Annotated in this window: 9 protein-coding genes; all 9 read left to right on the forward strand. The window is 43.5% G+C overall.

Annotated elements, in window-relative coordinates:
* The first annotated feature begins 456 nt into the window (after nucleotides 1-456).
* Nucleotides 457-1392, forward strand: a complete 936-nt coding sequence (fdhE, locus tag SC428_RS17675) for a formate dehydrogenase accessory protein FdhE (RefSeq protein WP_070929860.1) — start codon at nucleotides 457-459, stop codon at nucleotides 1390-1392.
* Nucleotides 1393-1415: 23 nt separating this feature from the next.
* Nucleotides 1416-2810, forward strand: a complete 1395-nt coding sequence (selA, locus tag SC428_RS17680; protein ID WP_070929861.1) for an L-seryl-tRNA(Sec) selenium transferase — start codon at nucleotides 1416-1418, stop codon at nucleotides 2808-2810.
* A complete protein-coding gene (selB, locus tag SC428_RS17685; protein WP_318709337.1) occupies nucleotides 2807-4675 on the forward strand; it encodes a selenocysteine-specific translation elongation factor in 1869 nt (622 codons plus the stop codon). Before selA ends, selB begins: the two co-directional genes overlap by 4 nt.
* Nucleotides 4676-4807: 132 nt before the next feature.
* A complete protein-coding gene (locus SC428_RS17690; RefSeq protein ID WP_318709339.1) occupies nucleotides 4808-6463 on the forward strand; it encodes an LTA synthase family protein in 1656 nt (551 codons plus the stop codon).
* Between the two features lie 684 nt (nucleotides 6464-7147).
* Nucleotides 7148-7549: a helix-turn-helix transcriptional regulator gene (locus tag SC428_RS17695; protein ID WP_318709340.1), complete on the forward strand. Its 402-nt coding sequence runs from the start codon at nucleotides 7148-7150 to the stop codon at nucleotides 7547-7549.
* Nucleotides 7550-7726: 177 nt separating this feature from the next.
* Nucleotides 7727-8254, forward strand: a complete 528-nt coding sequence (locus tag SC428_RS17700) for a fimbrial protein (RefSeq protein ID WP_318709342.1) — start codon at nucleotides 7727-7729, stop codon at nucleotides 8252-8254.
* A gap of 38 nt (nucleotides 8255-8292) precedes the next feature.
* Nucleotides 8293-8832 carry a fimbrial protein gene (locus SC428_RS17705; protein WP_318709344.1) on the forward strand — a complete coding sequence of 180 codons (540 nt, stop codon included), beginning with the start codon at nucleotides 8293-8295 and terminating at the stop codon, nucleotides 8830-8832.
* Nucleotides 8833-8895: 63 nt separating this feature from the next.
* Nucleotides 8896-11427: an outer membrane usher protein gene (locus tag SC428_RS17710; protein WP_318709346.1), complete on the forward strand. Its 2532-nt coding sequence runs from the start codon at nucleotides 8896-8898 to the stop codon at nucleotides 11425-11427.
* 77 nt (nucleotides 11428-11504) lie between these two features.
* The coding region (locus SC428_RS17715) for a fimbria/pilus periplasmic chaperone (RefSeq protein ID WP_318709348.1) at nucleotides 11505-12054 on the forward strand (550 nt) is incomplete at its 3' end.

Consider the following 12054-nt stretch of genomic DNA (forward strand, 5'->3'; position numbering starts at 1 on the left):
AAAAATTTACGTTATATACTCGTTATACTTCAAGATGCAGAGGTGTTGACTATGCTACGTTCGCCAAGTCACATACCCCGCGTCTATGTTCGTTTGTTGCCTAGCTGTACTTCGCATTACTTAGAGTATAGTCCATTTCATTAGATGATTACTTACATTACTCCTTGATACCAAGGCAACAAAGTAGCTACTCAGCCACTTTTGTTTTATCCTGAGTAGTAGATAACAGCAATTTTTGCTGATATACCCGAAACTCTTCAAGTTGCAGTGTTGTTGACCACGTTCAGCTAGCCGAGTCATAGAGTTTATCTATGCTCCTCCGTCTATCTTCACTTGTCGCCTAACTGCAACTCGAATTATTTGGGGTATAAGCATAAAATACGCACAATAAATCCGAGGAAGTGGTTACCATGGCCTCGGACAAGTCGTTTAAAAAATTTAAAAGAGAGCAATGCGATGGGTATTCGTATCGTCCCTAAAGAAGATTTAGGACAAGAAAGATTAAAAGAAAAAGGGATTGGTTTTATCCCTCCTGTTCTATTCCCAAATTTAAAAAGTCTCTATCAACGACGCGCTGAACGATTAAAAGAACTGGCCGCGGGAGAGCATCCTTTTGCAGATTATCTTAAGTTTGCAGCGGAAGTGGCAATGGCACAACATAATGCGCAGCATGATCATCCCCTTGAGATTGATATGAGCGCAGTGTTAACACGTTCAATGGCAAGCAACAATCCACCATTAGATGCTAAAACCTTCCCTCGTACCAACCATTGGCACAGCATTTTACATGCCATCATTGCTGAATTATTGCCAGTCGTACCTGATTCAGCACGCCCTGCGTTAGAAAATCTCGACAAAGCGTCAGAGAGTGAACTGGAAGAAATGGCCACCGCGTTGTTAAGTGAGCAATTTGAAAAGGTGCCTTCCGATAAATCTATATTTGTTTGGGCGGCATTATCGGTTTATTGGGCGCAAATGGCAGCACAAATACCCGGTAAAGCACGTGCGGAACATGGCGATCATCGTCACTACTGCCCTGTTTGTAATAGCATGCCTGTATCGAGTGTTGTACAAATTGGTACATCACAAGGCTTGCGTTATTTGCACTGTAATTTATGTGAAACTGAGTGGCATATGGTGCGCGTAAAATGCAGCAACTGCGAACAAACTCGTGATCTTAATTATTGGTCGCTTGATGATGAAAATGCCGCGGTAAAAGCTGAAAGCTGTGGTGATTGCGGCAGTTATTTAAAAATTCTGTATCAAGAGAAAGAAGCGAAAGTCGAAGCCGTTGCTGATGATCTAGCCTCTATTATCCTAGATGCGCGCATGGAAGAAGAAGGTTTTGCTCGTAGTAGTATTAATCCATTTTTATTTCCTGGCGAAAAATAGTCACTAATAAGAGAGTAATCACGATGGCCGACGACTCTATTGCCGCCTTATATCGCCAGCTTCCCGCTATCGACAAACTACTTCAGCTTGATGAGGTACAAAACCTTGTTGTTGAGTCTGGGCACCACTGGGTGACGGAACAGTTACGTGATATGCAACAGCAAGCACGTGAATTTATCCAACAACATGAGCAATTACCTCAGTGGCATAATGATTGGGTGGCAGAATTAGTTAGGCGGCATGGGTTATTGCAAGAAAGCGCATTAAAACCAGTATTTAACTTAACAGGGACCGTGTTGCACACTAATCTTGGGCGTGCGGTAATGGCAGAGCCTGCGATTATGGCAGTGAATCAGGTGATGAGCTCTCCAATCACATTGGAGTATTCTCTTGATGGTGCAACGCGAGGGCATCGTGATCGCGCATTGGCAGATTTACTCTGTCAGCTCACCGGTGCGGAAGATGCTTGTATTGTGAATAACAATGCTGCTGCGGTGCTACTGTTATTAGCAACGGTAGCAAAAGGCCAGCAAGTCATTGTTTCTCGTGGTGAATTAGTGGAAATTGGCGGGGCATTCCGTGTTCCGGATGTGATGGCACAAGCAGGATGCCAATTAGTCGAAGTCGGCACAACTAATCGTACTCATCTACGTGATTATGCAAATGCTATCAATGATCAAACTGCATTATTGATGAAGGTGCATACCAGCAATTACAGTATTGAGGGCTTTACTGCTGAAGTGGAAGGTGAACAACTGGCGGAGCTAGGCAGGCAACATCAGTTACCAACAGCCATTGATTTGGGTAGTGGTTCGATGGTGGATATGACTGCTTACGGTTTGCCCGCCGAACCTATGCCGCAAACTTATCTCGCACAAGGTGTCGATCTTGTTTCAATATCGGGAGATAAATTACTGGGTGGCCCGCAAGCAGGGATCATACTCGGTAAGAAAAAGTGGATTGACGCAATTCAAAAACATCCTCTAAAACGTGCGTTACGTGCGGATAAAATGACGTTAGCAGCCTTAGAGGCTACATTAAAGCTCTATCTCACACCTGAAAAGTTGGTTACTGAACTGCCAACATTGCGTTGGTTGACACGCAGTGCCGATGAAATCAAGGTACGAGCAGAACGACTGATTGTTTCATTGCAAGCTTTTTATGGCGATAAATTTGTGGTTGAAATGGAACCCTGTCTCTCTCAAATAGGCAGTGGCTCATTGCCTGTAGATAGACTACCTAGCTATGCTGTGACTTTCACGCCATTTGATGGACGTGGAAACTCATTAGCCTTACTTGCTACACGTTGGCGTCAGTCTTCAAAACCGGTGATTGGGCGAATTAAAGACGGCAAATTATGGCTTGATCTACGGTGTTTAGACGATGAGCATGGATTGTTACAGGTGTTATTGTCATGATTTTTGCCACCGCAGGCCATGTCGATCATGGTAAAACTACATTAATTAAAGCTATTACAGGGGTGAATACTGCTCACTTACCCGAAGAAAAAAAACGTGGCATGACCATTGATTTAGGCTATGCCTATTGGCCTCAGCCCGATGGTAGCTCTATTGGTTTTATTGATGTTCCCGGCCACGAAAAATTTTTAGGTAATATGTTAGCTGGCGTGGGGGGGATTAATCATGCATTGCTTGTCGTTGCCTGTGATGATGGCGTTATGGCGCAAACGCGAGAGCATTTAGCGATTTTGCGTTTAGCGGGTTGCCAATGTGTGACGGCTGTTTTAACCAAAGCGGATCGCGTTGATGAACAGCGAGTAACAGAGGTCGCGCTTGATGTAGAAGCTGAACTACATCGCCAAGGCTGGCTCGATACCCCTTTATTTATTACTGCTGCAAATGAAGGCCGTGGCATCCCTGAATTACAGACGTATTTACAACAACTGCATCAGAAAACTGCCGATCATCAAAATCAACAGCAACGTTTTCGTCTCGCTATTGACCGTGTCTTTCATGTGAAAGGTGCGGGGATCGTGGTGACGGGCACCGCTTTAGCGGGCAAAGTTGCATTGAATGAACCGTTATGGCTAACGGGAGCCGATTCTGTAGTGCGTGTGAGAGGAATTCACCGGCAAAATCAACAATCTGATTTCGCGCAAGCAGGCGATCGTGTTGCATTAAATCTTGCAGGGGATATTGATAAAACAAATATCACCCGAGGTGATTGGTTGTTGTCTGAGAAGCCTTTTGCTGCGGCGACAAGGGTGATTGTTGAATTAACGTGTGACTCGGTGATTAAACATTGGCAACCCGTGCACCTTTATCATGGCGCGAGTCATATTACAGGACGCGTTTCGTTGCTAACGGAGCAAGGTAAGGCGCCATTATTAGCCGAACTGATCCTTGATACACCTTTGTGGCTGGTGGATGACGATAGGCTGATTCTTCGTGATATTAGCGCTCGTGAAACCCTCGCTTCGGCGCGAGTGATCCGCTTAGTTTCCCCTCGTCGAGGTAAAAGACAACCTGAATTTATTGAATGGTTACGCAGTCTGTGTGCAGCGAAAGATGAGCTGAGCCATTTAAAATTGCAGTTGCCCAATGGTGAATTAGATCTCAATGGTTATGGATGGTCTCGTCAATTAACGTCCTATGCTCTCGAAAATTTACTATCACAGGTTGAATTAGTTCGTGTAGGAAATTTGGCATTATCAGCATTTAAAGCGCAGGTTGCGAAAGAACGATTAGTGCAGATACTGGAAGACTTTCATGAAGTACACAGCGATCAAATTGGCGTCAGTAAAGCGCGTTTAAAAAGAATGGCGCTACCAACAATGAGTGAATCATTAGTATTTAAATTGATTAATGAACTGCTTATTGATGAACGTATTAAGCAAACTCGTGGCTGGTTACATATGCCACAGCATGGGTTAGTGTTTGACCGTGAGCAACAGCAAATTTGGCAGCAAGTTTCAGGGTTGTTTCCTCGGGTGGATGCATGGTGGGTACGTGATTTGGCCGCAGAAACTAAGCATGATGAGGGAGTCCTGCGTAGTGTAATGAAAAAAGCAGCGCAAATGGGACTGGTGACTGCGATTGTACGTGATCGCTATTATAGCCGTGAACAAATCGAGCAATTTGCTGAGCTGATTTTACATTATTGTATTGAGAAAGGTGCGATCACTGCTGCTGATTTTCGTAATGAGCTGGGTGTTGGCCGTAAGCTTGCGATTCAAATACTGGAGTTTTTTGATAAGAGTGGTTTTACGCGGCGTAAAGGGGATGAGCACTTTTTGCGTGATAAAGATATTTTTATCGAATAGATTCAGTGCATAAATTAGTTTTGTAAAGGCATCTTTGCCGAATATATTTACCACATAAATTAGTTACAATGGTCGTTTGTGCGACCTTATTGGTTAAGGCCGTTGTGACTTATCTATCTTGTGGTAAACCCGATGAAGAAAAGAATTTTTTCCGCTGTTTATCTGATGCTGATTTTTATTGCTTCACTTTTTTTGGTATTCGAGAAAAGCGGCGTAATCTACCCAGCGCTAGTTTCAATAAGTGTCTACGCGGTAATATTTGGTGTACTTTACCTTATTACAGCGAGATGGTTATTCTCTGCTATCGTCACCAGTACATTATTCATCATTGTTAAATTTCTTAACCAACTCAAAGTTCATTATTATAAAGAGCAACTTTTCTACTCGGATATCAATATTATGACGGATACCTCCAATATGGGGACGTTGAGTCATTATTGGTTAGCGGGGGTTGCATTAATAGGCTTGTTAATTTTATTGGTGATTAATGGGATCTTGAGCTGGCGTTTAGTACGTCCTGCTAAATCTTTTTCTTGGCGTTTACTTGGAATACTACTCGGTATTGGCAGTTATTTTGGTGCAAGTTTTGCTGCATCACATTATTATAATGAGTGGACAGAAACATTACCGAAAGGTCGCGGTACTGTCACTAATTTAGTGATGTCAGCGAAAAATTCAGTGTATCAATCCCCACAAATTAAAGGCTCATCAGATTATTTCCTGCAACAGGCCGCCTCAGTCACCCTACCTAACAGTGATATTACAGAAAAGCCTGATATCTTATTATTGCTTCAAGAATCAACCGTAAATCCCAATATCTATAAATTACCCGAAGGAACAGAACTACCCGATTTATTTATGTTCCAACAAGATAATCAATTGACTGCTCATAGTGCTATGCGAGTGCAAACTTTTGGTGGTGGGACGTGGTTATCTGAATTTGCTGCATTGACAGGGCTGAATAGTGATGACTTTGGCTCTCAGAAGAGTGGGGTATTCTATTTTATTGTCGATCACCTTAATAATAGCCTATTTAAAGAGATGAAAGCCAATGGCTATTACACGGTGGTTTTAACCCCTTTTAACCGTGGTGCGTATCATTCAGGACATGCCTATCAAATGCTAGGCGTCGACCGTATTATTCAACCACAAGAATTAGGCTATCCAGGCAAATTACAAGATAATCTATGGACTATCAGCACTGATGATATGCTGAAGTATGCCAAAGAAATCTTAGCCAAAGAAACCGATAAACCGGTATTTATTTTCTCATTAACCATGTATGAACATGGGCCCTATAAAGAAAGCCATAGTGATGATTATGGCTTAAAAGGCAAAGTGAAAAATGCTGATTCAGCCGGTGAGTTTAGCCATTATATGGAAAAAATCGTTGCTTCAGATAAGGCGATGCGTGATTTTGTTGATTTTATGGCAAAGCGCGAACGTCCATTGATGTTCCTGTATTTTGGAGACCATCAGCCGGGGATCAGTTTGAATCAATACCAATCTGAGTTTGCTAATCCGGCATTTATAACCCAATTTACGCTGCGAGATAATTTAAAATCAGGTAATAGTCTTAAAACAGGTTCACTCACTGACATCACTTTCCTTGGCGGTATGTTATTAGAGCGGGCTAATCTCAAAGTATCACCATTCTATGAAGCTAACATTAAAATGCGTCATTTGTGTAATGGTAAATTGGATGACTGTGAAGATAAACGCTTGTTAGAGAGCTATCGTCATTATATTTATCAAACATTGAAAGTAGCAGATAAGAAAATTGACTAAATAAAATGATAAAAAATAGCGGGAATATCCCGCTATTTTGTTTTGTCTATTTTTGACTGTCTCTAATGGAGTGTTGTGTTAAATTGTTTTGCTATAATTTTTTGTTAAAGAGTCGAATGACTATTAAATTAAAAAAATAATTTAACCAATATGTAACGATAACTATTTTTACACCTTAAGATTTTATCTTTTTTATCATTATCGATGCTAATGTATTTGTGGCTTGTTCTAATGTAAATTATTGAGTTTAAATATCAAGTAATATGATTATTAAGTATTAAAGCCTTACCTAGCCTTATGATTAAGTATAACTACATATATCTTATTTAGATAATAATGCGAATTACACGGAAAAATATATTAATCTAGTAACAATTTGTGACTATTTATTATTTATGGATTTTATGTCCGAATTTAAGGTTGTATTTTTTTTAAAGTAGATGTTAACTCTGGTTTTATTTGATTGTCTTATTGTGATTTTGTGTCGTCGCATGCTAGTAATAGCTGGGTTAGGTTTTATTTCGCAATTACTCGTAATTCGGGTTTTTTTTGGGGCTTTTTACTTTACATAAGAGCTTTGGCGTTTGATTTTATTATTCTATAGAAGTAAATTAAGGCTCCTAAAGCAGAGGAAAAACATAAAGTTTTGTGCTGTTTCTATAATTAATTGCATATGGAGTGAGTATGGTCGTAGAAAATAATGAGCTTAATTTGTCAGAGCCGGCCCTGCATCATTCTAAATCCGTTCTATTAAAAGCTGTTGGTAAGCAAATTCATAAGTTTAGGAAAGAACGGTCGATGACAGGAAAGGAATTGGCAAATTTACTTAATGTCTCCCAACAACAAATATCACGTTATGAATGTGGTGTGTGTAATATAACGATAGACACATTGATGGTTATATTACATGTAATGAATGTCTCGCTAAAAGAATTCTTTGAACAAGTATTTCTAAATATTGTTGAATCGGACAAGATAGTTGGTGCAGAGTATTGTCAATTATTTGAATTATCAGACAAGTTTAATGTCTTAAAAAATCAACTGAATACATTAAGTAGATATAATAAAAGTAATTTATGGGGATAATATAAACATACTCTCGTTTAAAATTGTTTTTTGATTTAATTAATTCTATCTAACAGCTTAATTAAGTTTTTTATAAATTATATTTGCATGAGCAAATACAAATGTGTACGTCTGAATATAATTAATTCAATTATATTCTTTTGATTCTTATTATTAATAATTATTGCAGAGGCAATTATGAAAAAAATTATTTTAGCAACTTTGATTTCTGGCGCAATGAGTGCATCGGCTATGGCTGCTCCAGTCAGCGCAGGTCAAGGTACGGTCACTTTCTACGGCTCTATCATCGAAGCTGCTTGTGGTATTGCACCGGAGTCAACTGACCAAACGGTTAACCTAGGTCAAGTAGCATCTGCGCAGTTAGCGGATGGTGGTACTTCTCGTCCAGTGACATTCACTATCGAGTTGGTTGACTGCGATACAACTACTCTAACAAACAATACGGCAACCGTTACTTTTACGGGCGGTGTGAACCCTAACTTGGCGGATTCACTGGCTATTCAAGGTCAAGCATCTGGCGCAGGTGTTCAAATTGCCGGTTTAGGTGGCGTACCTGTGAAATTAGATGGCTCTGCGGGAACTGACCTAAAGATTCAAAATGGTGACAACTCGCTGCTGTTCGCTGCTTATTTGAAAGGTGATGGCAAAACTATCGTTCCAGGTGAATTCACTGCACTGGCTAACTTCACCATGAGCTACGAGTAATTAGAACACTAGCGTGTCATTCAAAGGAGGGTAAAACCATGGAACGTCAAGCAGTATTCGGATGGAGTGCATTACTCCTCGCGACGAGTTTTACCTCACCTTTGGCGCACGCAGCTGGGCAAGGTGCAGGTACGGTGACTATGAACGGTGAAATCACCGATGCAGCCTGCACAATTGCCATGGAATCCCGTGATCAGATCATTGATATGGGGGTGTTGCCGATTGGCACGATCCGCCAAGAAGGCCAAGGTCCCAAACAAGATTTTGAAATTCAGTTGGTGAACTGCGATTTAGTCAAACACAGTGACCCAACGCAAACGTGGCGCGCACTGCGCATGACTTTTGATGCGCCGGCAGATAATGGGTTATTTCAAGTGTTTGGTGAGGCGCGGGGAGTGGGGTTATTGATGCAAGACGCACAGTTGCGTCAAGTGATACCGGGTGAAGCGTCCCCAGAGCACGATATTGTGCCACCGAGTATGCGGTTGGCTTATCAATTACGCTTGGTCTCGGATTCTCGGCCATTGAGAGCTGGGCCTTACCAAAGTTTGATCCGCTTTAAAGTCGATTATTACTAAACTGCTGGTAGCGATTTTATTGGCACTTCTTTTTATTGTGATTGTTCACGAGGGATATTTTTTATGTCTTTATCAAAGGCCACTCCTTTTCGCCTTGCACTGCTGTCGCTGTCCATTGCGTTTGCCTTGGGTGGCCACAGCGAAGCCTTTGCATCGGTGTCGACAGAGGCTATCCAATTCAATACTGATGTATTGGATGTGGAAGACAAAAAAAATATCAACCTTGACCACTTTTCCCGTGCGGGCTACGTGATGCCGGGAACCTACAGCTTGGCGTTAAAAGTCAATGATGATGCCTTGCCGGAAGTCAAAATTCCTTTTTATGTGCCTGACAACGACCCTCAAGGCAGCGTGCCGTGTTTGTCCCCCGAGATTACTGCGCAATTGGGACTGACCGCCGACAGCTTGAAAAAGCTGACATGGTGGCACGATGACCAATGTTTAAACTTAGAAAGCTTGCCGGGGATGCAGGTGCGTGGGGATCTCTCGACGTCCTCCTTATACGTGAGTATTCCACAAGCTTACATGGAATACACGGCCCCTAACTGGGATCCACCATCACGTTGGGATGAGGGGATTGCGGCGATTTTGTTGGATTACAATATTAACGGTAATACCTACCGACCACACAATAAAGGCCATAACACCTACACGTTAAACGGCAACGGGGTGGCTGGTGTGAACCTAGGCGCATGGCGTTTTCGTGCCGATTGGCAGGGGCGTCTCAATCACGCCACGGGCTCGACCCAAGCGGTCAATCGTGATCTGCAATGGAACCGTTTTTACGCCTACCGCGCATTGCCGGCGCTCGGGGCCAAACTGATTTTGGGTGAAGATTACCTGAACTCAAATATGTTTGATTCGTTCCGTTTTATTGGCGCCAGTTTGCGCTCGGATTTGAACATGTTACCGCCCAATTTACGCGGCTATGCACCGGAAGTGACGGGGATCGCGCAGTCCAATGCGACAGTCACGATCAGCCAACAAGGGCGGGTGATTTATACCGAACAAGTGGCGCCGGGCCCGTTTCGTATTCAAAACTTGAGCGATGCGATCAGCGGGACGTTAGATGTCAAGATTGAAGAACAAGATGGCACGGTGCAAGAGTATCAACTTGATACCGCCAACCTGCCTTACTTAACTCGCCCAGGGCAGATCCAATATAAGTTGGCGATGGGGCAGCCAAATAGCGTTGACCGCCATAAAGAAGGTGACAACTTTATTACGGGTGAGTTTTCGTGGGGGGTAAACAACGGTTGGTCGCTGTTCAGTGGCTTGATTGGCAGTAAAAACTACCAAGCGATTTCTGCGGGTATCGGTCGTGACTTACTGGCCTTTGGGGCATTGTCATTCGATGTCACCCAATCGTTCGCTCGTTTGGCGGGTGAAAATACCATTAATGGCGGCTCTTATCGTGTCAGCTACGCAAAACGTTTTGATGCCATTGACAGCCAAATTCAATTTGCGGGTTATCGCTTCTCCGAGCGTGACTTTATGAGTATGTCGGATTTCTTGCAGGCCGCGAAAACCGGTATTCGTTATGGGGGCAGCAAAGAGCTGTACACCATTTCACTGAGTAAAAACTTCCGTGATATCGGTATGTCCGTGTATTTGAATTACAACCACCAGACCTATTGGGATAGGCCGGAAAACAACTATTACAGCCTGACGTTATCCAAATATTTTGATGTGGGAGCGATTAAGAATGTCAGCGTCAACCTGTCGGCAAACCGCAGTATGTATAACGGGGTGACGGATGACAGCGTGTATTTATCCACCTCGTTCCCGCTGAGTAATGGCGCCAATATGGGGTACTCGTTAAACAGCAGCCGCTACGATACGGTCAATCGGGTGACCTACCATGACCGTATCAATGAGCGCACCAATTACCAATTGGGGGTTGGCTCAAACCGTAAAGGGGCGAGTGGGACAGCGTATCTGACTCACCAAGGCGATACGGCGCGTGTCTCGGCGAATGCGAGCTACGCCAATAATCAATATACCGCGTTTGGGTTATCGGCGACGGGCGGGCTCACCCTGACGGCAGAAGGAGGTGGAGTACACCGCATGAGTGTCCCTGGTGGAACTCGCCTACTCGTGGACACTGATGGTATTGCCAATGTACCCGTCAAAGGATTTGGGGCACCGGTGACCACCAATCTATTTGGTAAAGCAGTGGTCGGTGACATGAGCAGTTATTACCGCAGCAAAGCACAAATTGACTTAAACGCGCTGCCGGATGATGTCGATGCCCAGCAATCGGTGGTGCAAGTGACGTTAACCGAAGGCGCCGTGGGCTACCGTGAATTCGCGGTGGTGGCAGGACAAAAAGCGATGACGGTATTGCGTTTACCGGATGGCAGTTATCCGCCGTTTGGGGCTCAAATCCTCAATGCGAAGGGGCAAAGCACCGGCATCGTGGGGGACAGCGGCAGTGCATACATCAGCGGTATTGAGCCAAATTCTCTGATGACCATTCAGTGGGGCGACGATGACGGGTGCCAAGTGGCTTTTCCGGAAAGCATCGATATCAACAATCCCTCACTGTTGTTGCAGTGTACCCCACTGACCGCAAAGCAGTTAGCGCAGCGATAACACACGAGCATGGCTTCAATCGAATTTGCGGCGACGCAATGGTGTCTCCGAGATGACATTAAAAAGGTTATAACAGCATGAAACTGAATAAAAAATACGCTTTGATAGCGGGTGTGATGGGCGTGATGTGTTTAAGCAGCATGGCACACGCGGCGATTGGTCTTGACCGTACCCGAGTGATTTTCAACGGTGACCAAAAATCGATGTCACTGAATATTTCAAATAACAACAAACAGTTGCCGTATTTGGCACAGGCGTGGATTGACGATGCAGAAGGCAACAAAATTACGTCACCATTGGTGGTCTTACCGCCGGTGCAGCGGGTGGAGCCGGGTAAATCTAGCCAAGTGAAAATCGAAGCCCTGCCCGCGATTAGCACCTTGCCACAAGATCGCGAGAGCTTGTTTTACTTTAACTTGCGTGAAATACCACCAAAAAGTGATAAGCCAAATACCTTGCAAATTGCTTTGCAAACACGGGTAAAAATGTTCTATCGCCCGAAAGCGATTGTACCAGCAAAAATGGGTGCGCCATGGCAAGAGCAGCTGATCCTGCAAAAACAAGGCGCTGCGGTAATGGTCAAAAACCCTACGCCGTATTACGTGACGGTAATTAATGCCGCAGAAA

The sequence above is a fragment of the Providencia sp. 2023EL-00965 genome, from assembly GCF_033550225.1.
In the GTDB taxonomy this organism is placed as follows: Bacteria; Pseudomonadota; Gammaproteobacteria; order Enterobacterales; family Enterobacteriaceae; genus Providencia; species Providencia manganoxydans.